9 protein-coding genes are annotated in these 18,297 nt (G+C 68.6%); 2 read left to right on the top strand and 7 right to left on the bottom strand.

The window, feature by feature from the left end; all coding sequences use genetic code 11:
* The first annotated feature begins 6 nt into the window (after positions 1–6).
* Together DXK32_RS03785 and DXK32_RS03780 are read left to right on the top strand one after the other, a co-directional pair.
* On the top strand, positions 7–1,080 hold the full coding sequence (locus tag DXK32_RS03785; protein ID WP_114857307.1) for an SDR family oxidoreductase: 1,074 nt from the start codon (positions 7–9) through the stop codon (positions 1,078–1,080).
* A gap of 14 nt (positions 1,081–1,094) precedes the next feature.
* Positions 1,095–2,690: an AMP-binding protein gene (locus DXK32_RS03780; protein ID WP_247876961.1), complete on the top strand. Its 1,596-nt coding sequence runs from the start codon at positions 1,095–1,097 to the stop codon at positions 2,688–2,690.
* Positions 2,691–2,807: 117 nt separating this feature from the next.
* Here the strand turns inward: DXK32_RS03780 and DXK32_RS03775 are convergent, their stop codons facing one another.
* The 7 genes from DXK32_RS03775 to DXK32_RS03745 all read right to left on the bottom strand — a co-directional run bounded on the left by DXK32_RS03775 (position 2,808) and on the right by DXK32_RS03745 (position 18,294).
* Positions 2,808–3,023: a hypothetical protein gene (locus DXK32_RS03775; RefSeq protein WP_114857306.1), complete on the bottom strand. Its 216-nt coding sequence runs from the start codon at positions 3,021–3,023 to the stop codon at positions 2,808–2,810.
* Positions 3,024–3,333: 310 nt separating this feature from the next.
* Positions 3,334–3,756, bottom strand: a complete 423-nt coding sequence (locus DXK32_RS03770) for a hypothetical protein (RefSeq protein ID WP_114857305.1) — start codon at positions 3,754–3,756, stop codon at positions 3,334–3,336.
* Positions 3,757–3,768: 12 nt separating this feature from the next.
* Positions 3,769–11,469, bottom strand: coding sequence for a beta strand repeat-containing protein (locus DXK32_RS03765; protein WP_114857304.1), 7,701 nt, complete (start codon positions 11,467–11,469; stop codon positions 3,769–3,771).
* 86 nt (positions 11,470–11,555) lie between these two features.
* Entirely contained in the window at positions 11,556–11,744 is a 189-nt protein-coding gene (locus DXK32_RS03760) for a hypothetical protein (protein ID WP_114857303.1), read from the bottom strand.
* Positions 11,723–12,187, bottom strand: coding sequence for a hypothetical protein (locus DXK32_RS03755; protein WP_162801060.1), 465 nt, complete (start codon positions 12,185–12,187; stop codon positions 11,723–11,725). Before DXK32_RS03755 ends, DXK32_RS03760 begins: the two co-directional genes overlap by 22 nt.
* A gap of 15 nt (positions 12,188–12,202) precedes the next feature.
* Positions 12,203–17,593: a TipJ family phage tail tip protein gene (gene gpJ, locus DXK32_RS03750; RefSeq protein WP_114857301.1), complete on the bottom strand. Its 5,391-nt coding sequence runs from the start codon at positions 17,591–17,593 to the stop codon at positions 12,203–12,205.
* Positions 17,590–18,294 (bottom strand): Mov34/MPN/PAD-1 family protein, encoded by a 705-nt coding sequence (locus DXK32_RS03745; RefSeq protein WP_247876960.1) that lies wholly within the window; start codon positions 18,292–18,294, stop codon positions 17,590–17,592. Before DXK32_RS03745 ends, gpJ begins: the two co-directional genes overlap by 4 nt.
* Positions 18,295–18,297: the final 3 nt, after the last annotated feature.

Below are 18,297 nucleotides of genomic sequence, written 5' to 3'. Positions count from 1 at the left end.
GAAATCATGGCCCGTCAGAAGATGCTGATCGTGGGTGCGCTGGGGACCGTCGGCCGCCCGATGCTGGAGCATTTCGAAGCCTCCCCGGACTGGGACGTCTGCGGCGTGTCGCGCCGCACCCCGGATTTCGAGACCACCGCCGAATGGGCCGCCGTCGATCTGCGCGACCCCGACGACTGCCGCAAGCTGCGCGCGATCAAGGGCGTCACCAACATCTGCTACACCGCCGTCTACGAGAAGCCCGACGTGACGCGCGGCTGGTCGGAATGGGACCATGTCGAGACCAACCTCGCCATGCTGAAGAACGTGGTCGAGAACGTCGAGGCGGTGTCGCCCAACCTGCGCCACATCACGCTGCTGCAGGGCACCAAGGCGTATGGCGGCCATCTCGGCCCCTTCCGCCAGCCGGCGCGGGAGAGCGATCCGCGCTACATGCGCCCCAACTTCTACTACGACCAGCAGGACTGGATCGGCGAACGCCAGCAGGGCAAGGAGTGGAGCTGGAGCGTGCTGCGCCCGCAGATCGTCTGCGGCCTCGCAGTCGGCAGCCCGCTGAACATCATCACCGCCATCGGCGTCTTCGCCGCGGTGTCACGCGAATACGGCCTGCCGCTGCGCTTCCCCGGCGGGGCGTCGCGCATCGGCGAGGCGACCGACGCCCGGCTGATCGCCAAGGCCGCCGAATGGGCCGGCACCAGCCCGCAATGCGCCAACCAGGTCTTCAACATCGCCAACGGCGACGTCTATGTCTGGGAGAATGTGTTCCCCAAGGTGGCCGAGCTGTTCCGCATGGAGCTGGAGCCGGCGCAGCCCTTCTCGCTGGCCCGCATCATGCCGCAGAACGAGCCGATCTGGGACCGCGTCGTCGCGAAGCACGGCCTCAAGCCCTACAAATACACCGAGGTCGTGCCGTCCTGGCAGTTCGCCGACTTCCTGTTCGGCTACGGCCAGCGCCCCAACCCGCACCACATGAGCACGATCAAGGCGCGCAAGCTGGGCTTCCACGAGTGCGTGGACAGCGAGGAGATGTTCGTCGATCTCCTCCAGGAACTCCAGAAGCGCCGCATCCTGCCGGAATGAGAGAGGCCCTCCGCATGACCATCACGCGCAGCATCCACGGCGTTCCGGTGCAATGGGAAACCCTGCCGGCTCTGGTCGCCGCCCGCGCGGCGCAGCATGGGGATGCGCCCCGGCTGACCGTCGCCGGGCGGGCGATGAGCTACCGGGAGCTGGACGGGGAGTCCAGCCGCGTGGCCGCCAACCTGCACCGGCTGGGGGTGCGCCGCGGCGATCGGGTCGCCTGCTTCCTGCGCAACGCGCCGGAGCATCTGCTGACCTGGGTCGCCGCCGGCAAGCTGGGGGCGATCTGGGTGCCGCTGAACGCCGGTCTGGTGGGGGAGGATCTCGTCCACACCCTGACCAACGCCACGCCCGCCGTCCTGGTGGTGGACGGCGAACTGGCGGAGCGGGTGGAGGCGGTCGCGGACCGGCTGCCCCGCATGCGCGTCTACGCGGTGGACGACGGCGAGGGGAGGGGAGGCGGTCGTTTTCCGCCCTTCGCCGAGCTTCTGGAGCCGGGGCATCCGCTGCCGGTGGTGGCGGTGTCCGGCGGCGATCCCGCGGTCATCATCTACACCGGCGGCACCACCGGCCTGCCCAAAGGCGCGCTGCTGCCGCATTTCGCCTGGATCGCGGCGGGGATGCGCTACGTCGAGGCGTTCGAGACGCGGCCGGACGACGTCCATTACTCGATCCTGACACTGTTCCACGTCGGCGGTCTGATGCTCGGCGTGATGGGGCCGATGGTCGCCGACATTCCCACGGTGATCGACCACCGCTTCAGCGGCAGCAACTTCTGGGCGCGGGTGAGGGAGACCGGGGCGACCATCGTCGATCTCATCGGCACCATGATCACCGTGCTGACCGAACAGCCGGAGAGCCCGGCCGACCGCGACCACCGGGTGCGCGTCTCGCTGGGGGTGACGGGGCAGATCCCGCCCGCCGTCTCCGACCGCTTCGTGGAGCGCTTTGGCGTCGGCTTCGTCAACGTCTATTCGCTGACCGAAACCGGCGGCGTGCTGATCGTCAACAACCGGATGGACTCGCCCAAGCCGCGCGCCAACGGCCTGACCCACGGCTGGGCGGAGGTGACCATCCTGGACGAGGACGATCAGCCGGTGCCACCGGGCGTCACCGGCCAGATCGCCCTGCGGCCCCGCTATCCGCACATCTTCATGTCGGGCTATTTCAACGCGCCGGAACGCACGTTGGAATGCCTGTCGAATTTGTGGCTGCACACCGGCGATCTCGGCCATCTGGACGCGGACGGCTATCTGCACTTTACGGGGCGCCAAGCCCACTGGCTGCGCCGCCGCGGCGAGAACGTCTCGGCTTATGAGGTGGAAAGCGTGCTCAGCCAGTGTCCGGGCGTGCGCGAGGTCGTGGTGGTCGGCACGCCGTCCGAAAAGGGGGAGGAGGAGGTAAAGGCCTTCGTCATCCGCGAACCGGGCAGCGGCGTGGAGCCGGCGGCCATCGCCGCGTGGTGCGAGGGCCGCATGGCCGCCTTCAAGATTCCGCGCTTCATCACCTTCGTGGAGAGCTTCCCCCGTTCCGTGACGAAGCGTGAGGTGGAGCGTCACAAGCTCCGCGCGCTGCCGAACGACGGAGCCTGGGACCGTGAGAGGCCGTGATCCGGACCGAACCGGCCCGGCGGCCGCGCTCGTCGGCGATGACGGGCGCGGCGAGGGGGGAGGGGCAAACCGGCGCTGCCGGGTTTTCACCAGGCAGCTTGATGCCGGCCGCTTCGATCAGGGGGCGACGCCGACGCTGGTCGCTTCCATGCCCCGGATCAGGTCGGCCACCTCGCCATAGGGGCGCTGGGCCAGATAGTTGAGGATGCCGTTGGCCAGTTCGACCGGAAGCGCGACGTGCGTCGCCGGGCGGGATTCCGGAGCGGATGTGGCCGGAGCGATGGTCGGGGCGGCGGCCGGCGTGGTGGCCGGAGCGGTGATGGTGTCGGACATGATGATCTTTCTTCTGATGGGTTGTGGTTGGTGGCGGGAACGCTCGACGGGTTGCCGCCCCCGTCGAGCGTCTTGACGAGGCGCCGTCAGCGGCCGCTGCGCGTCGTGATGACGGCCCTATGCGCCTTTGTACCCGTGGAGCGGCGGTGCCGGTTGCGGAGCCATGCGCTTCGTTGACGTGGCTCAAACCGGCACCCTCTTTCTCCATGAGTAAGCGGTTACTTATTATTTGACGAAAGCATTGGGCCGATCAAGCGAAAAGTGATCATCCGCCGCTGTCTTTCGTACCGGTCGGCACCGAGAGAACGCATCAGGCGAAGCTCGACGCCCGCCGGAACAAGGCGTCGATCCGGTCGTCATCGAGGCCGAGATGCGCCGCCGCCTTGGCGATGATCGCGTTGTCGCGGCGGACCTCGCTGGCATATTGCCAGGCGAGTTGTTCAGGCTTGCTCAGCGTCGCCACGAAGGCTTCGGCGTCGTCGAGCAGGTCGGCTTCGAGCAGCGCCATGCGGGCTTGCAGTGGCGACACCGTTTCCGGGACCGGGCCGACCGGGACATAGGGCTCCGGGTTGGCCGACAGCGTGCCGGTGACGGGGTCGATCAGCATGCCGATCCCGACCTCGACCGCCTCGTCCACTTCGATGTAGGCGCCGTCGGTGGGCGGCGCGAAGCCGACCACGAACTGGGTATAGCCGGTGACCACGTTGTTTTCGTCGTAATGGACGTATTTCATGACGGATGGCCCTCAGTTGGCGGGATAGAGCTTGAAGACGTTGCGAATCCACGAGCCGTAGCGCGCGTTGACGTAGCGCGCGTTGACGGTGTACCAGCGGTTCAGCGAGCCGTCGGAGAGGTTGGCGTTCAGGCCGTTGTCGACGTTGATGACCGTCCAACGCCCGTTGTCGAGGTCCACGGCGTAGACGCCCGGTCCCCAGGAATTCAGATCGATCTCGTTCTGTGTCGCGCCGCTCCAGACGTGCCAGTAACCCACCGCCTTGGTGCCGTTGTCCATCTTGCGGGCCAGCACGTTCGACAGCCAGTCATTGCACCAACCCATCCAAAGATTGCCGTCCGAGCCGATGGTCGCCCCCGCCAATTGGGCGCCGCCATCCGGATTCAGCGTCAGGGACGATCTGGTACCGCCGTTGCCGTTGCGCAGTTCCAGGCGCAGATGGTCGTCGGTGGAGTAGTAGAGCAGCCCGCGGTCGTTTGCCCCGCCGCCCGTGCGCAGCCACAGGTGAGTGTTGCCCCAGCCTCCATTGTCCACGTAGGCATGGGCGCCGGACGCTCGCAGAGTGTTGGCCGACATCTCGCCCGAGACGCTGCCGTTGCCGGACACGCCGAGACCGCCCGAGGTCACCGTCAGGCCATTCGCCACGGAGATGCTGTTGTTGACCGTCAGACCACCGGTGATCGTTCCGCCGGCCAGCGGCAGTTTGGTGCCATCGCTGCTGGCGATGGTGACGCTCTGCGCCGACGAACCATCGTAAACGGTGCCGTTGATGGTCAGCGCGTTCGCCACCCGGTTCGCCGTGGTGGCGGTGGTCGCGGTCGCCGCGTTGCCGTTCAGCGTGCCGGTGATGGTCCCGTTGACGATCAAACCGCCGGTGGTGAAGCGGGCGATGCGGGCCTGCTTGGTATCCTCCTGGGTGTCGTTGGTCTGATTGTTGAGGTAAACGTCGAGGTATTCGTTGCCCCAGGCCCCCGAAGAGAAGCCCGACCGCAGCGAGGCGACGAGGCGGGGCATCTGATCGGCGCCACTGGCGAAGGTGCCGCCGAAGCGCAGTTTGCCCTCCCGGCCGTTACCGCCGGCGGTCGGCGCCAGGAACAGATGGGCGCCCTGGTTGCCCAGTGTGGTGCTGACGTTCACCTGCCCAGTCGCGAGAATACCGGCGAAGCTCGGCGTCGCGGTGCTGCGGACGTCCTGCTGGTTTCCTTCGTGCCACACCAACTTGCGCGTCGCGGCGTTGCCGACATAGACGTCGCCGCCGGGCTCCAGGTAGAGGTCGCCGCTCGGGGTCAAGGCCATGTTGTCGGAGTTCGGCCCCGGCCCGTCGTTGCTGGTGCCGATCCTCAGCAGGCCGTTCTCGCCGCTGCTGCCGTCGATGGCATAGGTGTCGTCGTCGTTCGTCCAGGCGATCCATCCGTAGTCGGCGCCGCCGGTGTCCGTGCCGCCGAACTGCTCCTCACGCCCGAAGTAGATGGCGTTGCCGGCGTTCACGCCGATGTTGCCGCCGAAATTGGTGTTCAATCTCACATCGAACCGGGCGGCCGCGATGTTGTAGCTCCACACACTGCGGTTGTTGAGCCAGTCGTACAACCCGACGCCCGCAGCGACACCGTAGAACCCGGCGTTCACCCCGGTCTTGACGAACTTGACGTGCTGCTCGGTGGTTGCGTGGCTGAGCTGCACATGCCCGCTGGTGACATCCTGCCCGCCGGCCACGCCGAGCCCGTTCCCGACATACACCCCACCGGTGTCGAGGGCGATCCGGAGCGGACGCAGGCTGTTCCAGCTCCCGTTGGCGTCGTTGCTGTTGGTCAGCAGGATGTAGTAGTTGCCCCCGTCGTTGCGGTGGATGATGCCGTACCCGGCGGAGCTGCTGCCTTGCTTGTGGCGGATGCCGTCGGCGGTCAGGGCGAGAAGGGAGCCCGTGGACGCGACGCCGTTGAACGTCGGCGCGGCGGTGGTGCGCAAATCCTGCCCCAGCCACGTTCCGTTCAGGTTCGCCGTGGTGTAGACCGAGCTGCCGTCGATGGTCACATTGCCCGACGACGGGATGGCCAGGCGGTGCGCCGCTCCTGCGCCGGAGCCGATGTAGACACCGTGGTCGTTGCCCTCGCCGCCGAATTGAATGTAACCCTGCGGGGTCAGGTCGACTTGACGCTGGATGCGCCACCCCGCCGAAGTCCAGGCGGTGTTGGTGCCGGCGAAGCGCTGGATGTGCGTGCGCAGATAGTCGGTGTTGGAGGCGCCCGAACCGGACACCGCCTGATTGTGGACGACGGCGTTGCCGACCGTCGTGCCCAGCTGGGCGAGGTAGGTCTCGGTCTTCGCCTTGAACTGCGCCGTGTCCTTGGTCAGCGTCAGGTAGGCGGTCATGTTGGCGTCGGAGGCCGCGTCGTTGGCCGTCGAGTTCAGGCAGATCGCGTAATACTCGGTCCCCCAGTTGGCGGTGCTGAAACCGGCCTCGGTGCGCCCGACCACCCGCTGCCCGGTGTCGGCGGTGCCTCCGGCGAACGTGCCGTAGTGGCGGGTCACCGACTTGCGGCCCAGCGAGCCGCCGCCGGTTTGCAGGTGCAGATGCGCCCCGTTGGCCGCCACATTCGCGTTGACCGTGACTGGAGCCCACGCGCTGATTCCGGTCGGCGTGGTGGTGTTGCGGTAGAACGACATCACGCCGACCGTCGACGAGAAGTCGTCGGAGTCGATGGCGATGTCCATCTGCGCGGTGTTCGCCGCCAGGCGCCACCGCTTGCTGTTGGCGGCGGCGTCGGTGTCGTGAAAGAAGACCGCGGGGTAGGTGCCGGTCGCCGTATAGGCCCCCGCCGCCACATTCGTCGCTCCGTCGCGCAGCATCGCCGTGTTCGGCGTCGCCTGGGTGGACCAGTGCGCGGCGGTCAGGACGTTGCTACCGTTGTGTTGGAGCAGGGCCGATTGGATGTTGAGCGTGCCCTGCCCGTTGGTTCCGTTGCCGCCCGACGCCATCAGCGAGACGTCGTAGGTCGTGTAGGTCGCCCCGGAATGGAAGTACAGGAACGGCGTGCTGGCGACGCCGTCGTCGCGCCCGAGCTCCACCCCCGCGTTGCCGGTGCCGAGCACCTTGAGGTTGCCGCCCCCGGCGGTGCGCAGGGAGACGTTGCCGGTGAACGCCGCCCCGGACAGCGGGGCGCCGGTCGCCGTGGTCAGGATGTTGTTGCCGTTGAAGGTCAGGGCGCTGCCGGCCAGGGCGATGTTGGACACCGTCATCCCCGACCGCTGCACGTTCAGCCAGGTCGTCCAGGCCGTGTTGCTGTCGTTTGCCAGCACGCCAAGGAAGCGCCCGTTCTCGACGTCCAGGGTCCATGCCTTGGTGTCGGTGGCGGCGTCGGTCTCCCGGAAGTTCACCGAGGGGTGTCCGTTGCCGACGTAGAGGTTTCCGCCGAAGGTTACGTTGCCGGTCAGCTGCGCGTAGCGGCTGTCGCCCGCCGTGCGGTCGAGGATGTCGCTGGCGTTGGCCGTGCCGATGCCGCGCTTGGACACCGCGTTCGCCGCCGTCTGCACCAGCACGCCGGCGTTGCCGTCGAGGCCCGCCAAGGTGGTGAGCATGCTGTTGAGCGGCTGAGCGTCGGTGATGCCGTACCCCGACAGGCTGGTGGGCTTGCTGGCGCTGGCGATGTCGCTCCAGGTCGGGCTGGTGAATGTGAGCGTGCCGCCGCGCCGCGCCAGGAAGGTGTTGTCGGTGGTCGCCGCGATGTCGGCGACGTTGCCCGCGCTGTTGGCGGCCCGCCCGACCACCGAGGTCGCGGCGCCCTGGCGGAGGTGGCTGTCGCCGACCACGTTGGGTTGGATCGAGGTGACGATGATCCCGGTGCCGCTGCCGGTGATCGGTCCGGACAGGGTGATCGTCTGGTCGCCGGTGTTGGTGCCGCTGACCGTGGCGTTGCCGGGGATGGTCAGGGTTCGGTTGGCGTCGCCCGTGGCGATGGTCAGCGTGCGGTCGGCCGTGAGATCCGTGCCATTGCCGATCCGCAGCGCGTGGGTGCTGTCGGTGTCCCACAGGCGGATCGCGTCGAAGGTGCCGGTCTGGTGCGCGGTGTTGCCGGTCAGAAGCACGTCGGTCAGCCAGCCCGCCGCCGTCGTCGGCTTGCCGCTGGTGATGTCACTCCATGTGTGGCCGTGGCCGTCCAGCGTCAGGGTGCCCGAGGCGTTGGGAACCGTCAGCGTGCGCGTCGTTCCGGTGGTCAGGCCGCCGAGTTCGAACTTGACCAGCTTGGTGGTGTCGCCGGTGTCCTGGATGGTGAAGTTGGCGTCGCCGACCGTCACCGCCTTGCCGCCAAGCGCGAGCGCGGAGGGCAGGCTGATCGTCGGGTTGCCCGCGACGCCGCCGCCTTCGGCCACGCTGATTTCGTTCGGCGTCCCCGTGATGGCGCGGACGGTGAAGCCGCCATTGGCCGCTCGCGCGACAATCCCGTTGGCCGTCATGTTGATGAGCGAGTACGCGTTCGGCGAGGCGTACGCCTGCCAAACCTGCGTCGTGGTGCCGAGCGTGCCTCCGCTGTCGGACAGCATCATCCACGCTGTGTCCGCCAGGGTGGCCCCGGCCTCGACGAGCACCTGCGCGCCGAGCAGTTTGGTCCAGGAATCGGCATCGGTGGAGCGCGTCAGCACCCACGGCACCGACGACGTTCCAATTGTGGACAGATAATAGATGCCGCGCTGACTTCCGATCGACTGATCCTTGACGAGAACGCGGTCGTTCAGGGCGGTGATCCCACCATCGATCGCCAGCGCTCCGATGCTCTGGGTGAATGTCAGCGACGGAGTGCCGCCGGCCGCGGCGTTGGCCGACAGCGTCACCGTCGTGCCATTCACCGCCGTGACCGTCGTGGATGCGGGGATGCCGGTTCCGGTGACGGTCGCCCCGACCTTGACCTTGGAGCTGGCGTTGGCGACGTTCGTCACCGACGCGGAACCGTTGGCCGTCGTTCCGGTGGCGGTGTAGCTGGCGGAAGGTCCGGTGAGCGTCGTCGTGGTCGCGGTCACCGGCCCAAGGTCGCCGGTCGTGGCGTAGCGGACGTTGCGTTTGGACGGCAGGTGGTCGACATACCGCTTCGTGGCGGCATTCATGTCGCTGCTGGGATCAACGCTCAGCGTCATCGTCCCTTGGACGACCGGGTTTCCCTTGTCAATCTTCGTGGCGTAAAGGTCGGCGATGACGTCGGACAGCGGCCCAACCGTTCCGTACGCCGGGTCGATGTATTCGATGTCGTTCGAGTTGGTGCCATGCGGATTGCCGGTGGCGGCGATGTGGGCGTCGATCTGCGCGTGCGTGTTGGCTCCGGCCCCACCGAGCGACTGGTGGGCGATGCTGGCCGGGACGAGCGACAGGAAGGTCTTGCCCGCCGTGTTGTCGTCGCGCACGGCGAGGCCCGCATGCTCGGTGTCCACCGGTTTGGAGGTGGCCGAGAAGGTCAGGCGCTTGAGCGCCGCGTCGTAATTGATGTTGATGTTCGAGCCCTGCACGAAATGCATCGTGTCGCCGGGCATCGAGGCGGTGAATTTCTGCTGGTTGCCGTCGCCGATGGCGGAGAAGCTGAAGCCGCCGACGATGGTCCCGGCGGTGTCCGCATACTGCTTGGCCAGCGACGCCCAGTGCAGCGCCGAGTAGGCGCCGGACTGCACCGGCACGTTGAAGCCGTTCGACGCCCAGGACGCGGCCAGTTCGCGCTGCGCCGATGCCTGGTCGCGCATCTGCTGCGCGATGTCGCGCGCGGACACCGCGTCGATCTTGGCGTTGACGGCGTCGGTCGCCGAGGTGCCGGCCACCGCGGCGGCGGTGTTGGCGTTGGTGGCGCCGGCCGAGGCGGATTGCGCGCTGGCGTCGGCGGCCTGGGCGCTGGAGACCGCGGTCGCCGCGCTCGCCGCGGCCTGGTCGCGCGCCCCCTCGGCCGCCGTGCGGGCGTTCGCCGCGGCGGTGGCGTTGGCCTGCACGCCCGACAGGTGGGTGGCGGCGGTGTTGGCGCTGCTCTGGGCCGCGGTGGCGCTGGCCGCGGCGGCGTTGGCGCTGGTCGTGGATTCGCCGGCCTTGGTCGCGGCGCTGGTCGCCGAGGCCGCCGCCTGGGTTGCCGATGCCGCCGATGCCGAAGCGCTGCCCTGTCCCTGGGCGGCCGCGGTGGCCGCCGCGGTTTCCGACGCCTTGGCGGCGCCCGCGCTGGACTGCGCGGCGGTGGCGGAACCGGACGCGGCGGTGGCGGCGTTCGTGGCCGTGGCCGCGCTCGCCTGGGCGCCGGTCTTCGCCGTCTCGGCCGCCGTCATCGCCCCGGCCGCCGCCTGAGCGCTGGTCGCGGCGTTGGAGGCCGATCCAGCCGCCGCCGAAGCGGAGCCGGCGGCGTTGGTCTCGCTGGTCTTGGCGTTGGTCTCGCTGGTCTTGGCCGCCGCCGCGCTGGCCGCCGCCTCGCTCGCCTTGGTCGTCGCCGTCTGGGCGCTGGTCGCGGCGGCGGACGCCGAACCGGCGGCACTGGTCGCGCTGCTCGCGGCCTGGGAGGCCGAGGTGGCGCTGGCCGTGGCGCGGGTCGTCGCCGTCTGGGCGCTCGCCGCGGCTCCGGTCTCGCTGGTCTTGGCGGCCGCTTCGCTGGCCTTCGCCATGGTTTCGCTGGCCTTGGCGGCGGCGGACGCGCCCTCCGCCGCCGTCTTCGCCGCTTGGGCACCGGCGTTCGCCGTTTCGGCCGCGGTCTTCGCGGCCAGGGCCGACGTCTCGGCCCGGGCCGTCGCGAGAGCCGACTGCGATGCGATTCCGGCGCTCGCCGCTCCCGCCGCTTCGCTTGCCTTGGCCGCGGTCTCGCTGGCTTTCGCGTTGGTTTCGCTGACCAGGGCCGCCGCCTGGCTGGCCTGCGCGGCGTTGCGCGCCGCCGCCGTGGCCACCGCCGCTTCGGACGCTTCGGTCGCCGCCAACTGGGCCGCCACGACGTCGTCCTCGATCGCGTCGATCACCAGCTGGACATTGTCCATCAGGCCGCCGTCGATCATCTCCAGCAGCGCCGACGGCGTCTCGACGAGGCGCACGTTGCCCTGCGTGTCGGTCAGCGGATACTTGCCGTCGCCGTTCGGTCCGCCGCGCGGGTCGCCGGCCATCCAGGCGACGAACTCGTCCTCGCGCAGCTGCCATTTGCGGACCAGATCGGCCATGCGGTTGGCGACATCGGCGGCCATGGTGCCCGCGAAGTTGCGGATCACCATGTAGCCGGAGCCGGCGCTGGCCGGGGTGGTCAGGCCGCTGGTCAGATTGGCCGAGACGATGACGGTGAGCGGTTGGCCGGGCGTCTTGGCGGTCAGGACGACGGTGCCGTCCGTCGCCACGGCGGTCATCGGGCAGGTCGGCGAGGCGTTGATGCGCGCGGCCAGGCCGGCGCAGATCTCCGCCACGGTCGGCGAGGCGTCGCTGGTGAACTGGTAGACGAAGTCGTTGATGGAGATCTCGTCGGTCTGCGCCGTGGTCGTGCTGACGACGTGCGGCGTGATCGTGTTGACCTGGGCCACTGGCGGCCGGCTCGTGCCGGTGTAGGGCGTGCGCAGGGTCAGCGCGGTGTTCGAGGCGACGTCCGCCACCTCGTAGAAGCGGTCGCCGTCGGGCGAGAAGACGTCGCCCGGAAACACCTGCGAGGCCCACAGCGTACCGAATCCGGTCACCGCCGTGGAGCCGTTGATCAGAGTGACGGAGCCGTCACGATACCAAGTCTGTGGCATTGCTGTCTTTCCGTCGCCGTTGGGCCGGCATAGGGTGCGGCCTCAGTATATGTAAGCGCTTACTGTAGCATCGAAGCCAGCGGATTTCAATCCGGGAAGGGCAGGTCGGCCTTGATGCGTGCGAAGTCGGTGGTCATGCGCTCCAGCTTTTCGGGACGTCCGTTGGCCGCATCGTGCTGGGCTTCGAGCTGGGCGTGCATCGGCCAGGCGGCGAGGTAGCGCCGTCGGCGCTCCTCGGCGATCTGCTCGGCGCTCAGGCGGATGGAGAGACGCATGTGACGACCTCCTGGAAGGGCAGATAGGGGAACGCGTCGATGACGACGGTGAGGCGGATCGGCAGGTGGCAGGACAACGCCAACTCGCCGCCGTCGATGGTGTGGGCGACGCCGTTGACCAGCACCGTGCAGGGCGATGGCAGGCCGCGCAGCGTTGCCGTGTCGGTGTCGTCGGCGAGGATGCGTGTCTTGTCGAACCCAAGCAGGGCTGGGCGTTCGCGCACCACCGGGGCATCGCCGCTCAGGTCCACATAGTCGCGCCACAGGGCGGCGGTGGTGTGAAGCCGTTTGCAACCCACCGGCGGCGTTTGTTTCGCGAGATCGAAAGGGGCCGCACAGCCGATCTGGGTGATCCGACCGTCCGCATCGTAAAACAGGAAGTCTCCATTTTCCGGATTGGCAAACATGGAGAGCATATTTTCAGGATTGCCGGCGCTGTTCATGTCCGATTTCGCCTCCTACTTGCGCAACTCGATTACAGCGACGACGGCATACAAGCCCCAGGCGATCTCACTCGGCGGCTGGGTTACCGACCACGTGTGCGTACCCGGTCCCGGCTGTTCCAACTCGATGCCAACGTTCGGGATGTAGCTGTACTGCTCAAGCCCTTGCTCGCCGCCTCCATAGCCAGTGACGATGCGCCGATAGGTGCATTTGAACACCATGACCCGCTTGCCCGTGGTGGTCATCGTCACGTTGATGGTGCCGTTGGCTCCGCGTGCGGCGTTCATGTTGCCGGTAGCGAAGTCCTCGATCTTCTGACCGTTGACCACCAGGTCGCCGATGTGCGCCCGCCCGATCACCGCGTCACCGATGATCGCGCTGTTGATGCCAACCTTCTGGACACCGCCGACGGGGGTGATGACAAACGGTGTGACGCCGGGGTAGCCGGCTTTGGTGACCATGAAGTCGTCGACACGGAAGATCAAACTGGACCGCGTCACGCCGTTGTTGGTGTTCGACAGCAGGTCCATGCCCGAGACGTAGCCGTTGGAATCCACGGTGATCGAGTAGCGTCCCTGCAGGCCGTTGATGCTGCTCTGCTGTGTGCTGATCTTGGTGGTGTTGTCGTTGACCGTGGTTTGCAGCGTCGCGACGTTGCGGGCCACCGTGGACTCGGCGGTGACCCAGGTCTTGAGCGAGGTTTCCAGGCCGGCGATGTTGCTGTCGATCTGCGAGCGCTGCTGGGTGATCGTCTCGGTCAACGCCTGGTCGAGATCGGCCCGCGCCCGGCTCTCGCTGGCGATGCCCGCCTCGGCGTCGCCGACCCGCGCGGCGAGCGCCCGGACGTCGCTGGCCGTCGCCGAGAGGCTGTCGCTAACCGCCTTGATCTCCCCGGCCACCGCCGCCTTGTTGCCGTCGAATTCCGAGGTCAGCGCGCGCAACTCGTTGGCGACGGCGGAGCTCTCGTCGACCCAGGTGCGCATCTCGGTGTTCAGCGACGCGAGATCGGTGTCGATCTGCGCCTTTTGTTCGGTGACGCGCCGGGACAGCGCGCTGTCCTCCTTGACTCGCAGCGTCGTCTCCTCGGCCAGTGCGGCGGCGTTGTCGCCGACATGGCCGAACAGCGTCGTGATGTCCTTGGCCTGCACCTCGTCGGCCTGCGCAAGCGTTTGCAGATCGCGCCCGATCGCCACGACGTTGCCGTCGAAATCGCTTCGCAGCGTCCGGATGTCCTCGGCGAGCGTCCGTTCGGCGTCGGCGCGGGCCGTCTGCTCGGCGACGAAGCTCGTCCAGTTGCCGTCCACCTTGCCCTCCAGGAGGGTGCGGCTGGCCGCCTCGGCGGAATCGGCGTCGGCAAGGGTGCGCCAACGCTCCTCGGCGAGCGCCCGGTTGTCGCCGACCGTTGTGGTCAGGCTGCTGATTTTTTCGGCCAGTGCGGTGTCGCCGTCGGTGCGGGCGCGGGATTCGGTCAGGGCCGCCGCCGCGATGTCCTCGCCGGTCTTGGCGGCGAGCAGGGTCACCTCCTCGGCGAGCGCGCCGAGGTCGTCGGCCTGGGCGGTGAGGCGGTCGGTGATGATGGCCCGGTTGTGCTCCCAGGCGGCGCCCATCTCGGTGACCGTCTCGGCGAGCGCCTGCCGGTCGGAAACCTCCTGGGTGATGCGCTGGTCGACGGCGGCGAAGCGGCGGCGGCTGTCGCCGCGCGTCTGCTGCAACGCCTCGAAGCGTTCGTAGCCGAGGCGCACCGACTCGGCCAGCGTCTCGGCCAGCGCGTTGTCGAACCCCGATCGCGCCATCACCGCCTCGACGCGGGCGTCGAGGAAGGCGAAGTCCTGACGCTGGATCAGGCGTTCGACATGGGTGTCGAGGAAGGAGAAGTCGATGTCCGGGACGTTGTGGACGATGTCGTCCTTGACGCGGTCCCACACCGCCTGCGCCATGTCCTCCACGTTGGCTGGCCGGGCCTCGCCGGCGGTGCCGAGGTTGGAGTTGAAGTCGCCGATGTTGCCGCCGAGATCGGCCGCGCGCACCCAGTAGTAGCGCACCGCGAGACCGGGGAGTCCGGCGCGGATGAAGTTGCTGCCCTTGACCTCGGCGATCTTCTCCGCGGTCGTCAGGTCGTTCGTCGCGCTTTCCCACACCTCGATGTGCGCGAGGTCGGTGTCGGTCGGGTTGGACCAGCGCAGGGCGATCTGGCGGATGCCGCCGGATGCCGCCAACCCGGTCGGCTGGCCGGGCGGCGTTCCCTTGCCGCGCACGATCAGGCCGATTTCGGCGCCTGCGCGGCGGTTGTCGTGGCCGAGCGTGGTGACGCGGATGGTGTAGCGGCCCTCGGCCGCCGGCTCGATGTCGAAGCCGCCGACGCGCGTCGTCGCCCATTCCTGCCACTGGCCGCCCGGCGTCATCACGTCGGCGCGGTAGCCGGCGATCTCGGGCAGGTTGCTCGTCGTCCAGCTCACCGAGACGCGGGCCTGCGGCAGCCCGTTGACCCAGTAGACGCTTTCCACCGCCCGCAGGTTGGCCGGCGCCGGCAGCGGGGTGACGCCGCCCTGGTAGGCCGGTGCCGGCAGGTTGAGACCCTGTTCGACCCGCGCGTACTTGGTCGGGTCGTGCAGGAGCGCCGTCACCTCGAAGACGTTGGGTTCCAGCTCGCGGATGCTGCGGACACGGAAGCGGCGCGGGGTCAGGCTGGCGCTCGACAGCGACCACATCGCCCCGGCGTCGGGAGCCACCGGCAACGGGTCGACCAGCGTCAACGCGCCATGCTCGCCGATCCCACCGGTCACGGCGCGGTCGAGGACGCGGCCGTCGGGGAGCGTCACGGACAGCGTGTAGGCGTGTCCGGCCTCCAGCGTCACCGGGGCGTCGAGCGTCACCCGGCCCACCGTCGCCGAGGCCACCCGGCCGCCCAGGCGCACCAGCGCGTAGGCCGGGTCGGCGACCTGGATGATCTGTCCCGGCGTCACCTCCAGGTGGTCGAAGGAGCAGCGGTAGGTGACGGTCTCGGTCTCGTGCTGTTCGCTGTCGAGAATCCACAGGCCGAGACGGCGGGCCTGGCTGCGGCTCGTGCAGCCGAACGCCGACACCTCGATCTCGCGGTGGCCGTGGCGCTCGATCAGCCGGGTGTTCTCGATGACCTCGATCGCCCCGCGGTAGGCGTCGGCGGGATCGTTCCACGCCACCTTGGCGACGGTGTGCCGCGCCTTCAGCGCCGTTCCCGCGTAGGAGAAGACGCCGTCGAGGACGTTGGCCGGCGCGACGATCACGCTGTCGTCGCCCGGCATGTCGGCGCTGGCGAAGACCTGGCCGGCCGCCCAGAAGGCCATGCCGCGGAACGCCGAACAGATCGACTGGATGACCTTGTAGGCATCCTCGCGGGTCTGGATGATGCCGTTGAAGGTGAAGCGCGGCTCCCAGCCGCCGGCGCCGTTGGGCACCGGCTGATCGCAGTATTGCGCGATCTGGTAGAGGCTCCATTTGTCGATCTGGCTGGCGTCGATCACCCGGCCCAGGCCGTAGCGCGTGTTGGTGATCAGGTCGTAGAGCACCCAGGCCGGGTTGTCGGTCCACGCCGTCTTGAAGCCGCCCTGCCAGATGCCGCCGTTGGCGTAGCTGTGGTTTTCCGGGTCGTAGATGTCGGGCACGCTGACGCGCAGGCCCTTGACGTCGTAGGAGCGCGCCGGGATCGACGAGCCGAACTGCTCGCTGTCGACCGTCAGCGCGATCAGCGCGCTGTCCGGGTAGCTGTATTTGCCGTCGACGATCTGCGTGTAGCTCGACCACCAGCTCTCGTTCTGGACGGTGGCGCTGGTGCTGTCCGGGGTGAGGCGGCGCACCCGCACGTCCCACGGCGCGCCGCCCTCCGGCAGCTCGATGCGGTAGGCGCGCTCGTAGGCGGCGGTGGCCTTGCCCTCGATGGTGTCGAGGACGGTCTCGCGCCAGCCGCCGCCGTAGGGCCGCACGTCGATGGCGATCTGCACCTTCGAACCGTGCAGATCGCCGTCGTCGGCGTCCTGCTGGGTCATCATCGGGAAGCGCAGCGTGACGCGCAGCGCGTCGGTGTCGGTGATGGTGCGGATCACCGGCGTGTCGGCGCGCACGCGGGTGGAGACGGCGACCTCGTTCTCGGCGGCGGCGAAGCCGGCGATGTGGTCCTGGCTCGGCAGACCGACCCGGCTTTCCCAGTTCACGCCCTTGAAATTCAGCGTGCCGTCGGCGTTTTCGAGCGGCGTTCCATCGAAGTAGACGCCCTTGGAGTTGCCAACGGGCAGTTCCTCCAATTCGCCCTCGCCGATCAGGTCGACGACGCGCGCGGTCGAGCGCGACTGCAGGCTGTCGGCGTCCTCACGCGCGCCGCCGGAACCGCCGCCGCCCTTGCCGCCGCCCGAACCCGAGATGCCGCCATCGGCGACGGTGCGATTGAAGCCGGAGCCTCCCCAGGGGTCGGCCTCGCCGCCGGCCTCGGTCTCGACGAGGGCGCCGACGAAGTTGTAGTCGTTGCCGACCCGGCGCGCCGCCTGGATCGTGAAGACGCCGCGGGTGAATTCGTCGCTGTCGGGGATGAAGCGCAGGCCGCCGGCCACCTGGGCGACGGTGAGCAGGCTGTCGGCCTCGACCGGCGTGTGGTCGGCCAGATGCAGCGTGCCGCCCCGGACCGTGCCGACATGGAAGTGACTGATGTCAGGGTACGTCGTTGTGACGATCCACAGCGACCCGGCCAGCACCACCGTGGTCATCTCCGACCCGTTGCCACCGGTGGGACCGCCGGACATGATCTGTTCCGGGGCCATGCCGGCGGAGACGACGGTCGAGCCCACGCGCAGGCGGCCGTAAATGAGCGGCACCGGGCCGCCCTGCTCGATGGAATTGACCGGCCCGTTGAAGAGGAACGACTTGCGGTTCTCGACGCTCTCCAGGTCGCCCATTTTGGCCTGCGGGCTGAGCATCATCGAGACGCCGGACAGCGCCAGCGACAGGCCGAACATGGCGATGCTGCCGTAGGTGATACCAGCGAAGGCCGTCTGACTCAGTGCGGTGCTCCAAGCGGCCATCGACCCGCCGCCGCTCACCGGGGCGGCGATGATCGCCACCGCCATGATGGCGACGCCGATCACCGCCTTGGCGCCGCCCTTGGATTTCTGGCTGGCCGCCGCCCCCTTCGGCACCGGGATGATGTGCAGGTCACCGCTGCCGAGCCGGAAGGTCAACTCCTGCTCGTTCAGCACCAGGCCGCTGCGCTTGTCGCCGCGCACCAGCTTGAACGCGCCGTCGCGCAGGGCCTTGAAGAAGCGGCCGGGGAAGTTGGCTTCGAGCGCGCGGGCGGCCTCGGCCACCGAGTCCACGTCGAGCGTGAAGCCCTTGCCGAACTCCTTGCGCAGCGCGCCGTAGAGATGGACGCGGCGCATCATGGCGTGACACTCCCGTGACGAAGGACATGCGTCACAAAGCGCATCCATGGGCCGAGCGGCTCGCGGCGCGACAGGCGCTTTTGCAGATGGTGCAGAATCAGACCGTTCGGCATGACGATGCCGGCGTGGTTGGGCACCTTGGAGCGGATGGCCATCAGCACCACGTCGTCGGGGCGCATCATGGCGCGGTCGACGGTGACGAAGCCGCGTTCCTGGAAGCCGTCGAGGTAGAGATTCTCGCCGTGGTCCCACCATTCGTCGTCGCGCGCCTGATCGGCCACGGCGATGCCCAGGGTGTCGCGGTAATAATCGCGGCACAGCGCGTAGCAGTCGGTGACGCCGTGCACGAAGGGCCGGCCGATCAGCGGCGGCACCGGCGCACCGGCGCCCCAGACGATCGGGGCGCCGGCGGCCTCGCCGTCGGTGGGGATGATCGCCCACGGCACGCCGGTCGCCAGTTGGCCGCGCATGTCGTCGCCCGACGGGTGCAGCGGCCCCATCGGGTGGGAGTGGACCACCGCCTGAAGCCCGTCCGCGTGGGTCAGGTAATCGGCGTCGGCGATGTGGAAGTGGCGGGTCGGGTCGGGGTGCGTGTTGGCGAGCGGCTTGTAAGCGTTGTCGACCACCATGCCGCAGCTTTCCTCGGGGAAGGCGGCGATGGCGTGGGCCTGCATGGCCGCGACGGCATCGGGCGTGAACATGGG

It is taken from the genome of Azospirillum brasilense (genome assembly GCF_003349955.1).
In the GTDB taxonomy this organism is placed as follows: Bacteria; Pseudomonadota; Alphaproteobacteria; order Azospirillales; family Azospirillaceae; genus Azospirillum; species Azospirillum brasilense_B.
This window is presented reverse-complemented; position numbering and strand designations above follow the sequence as displayed.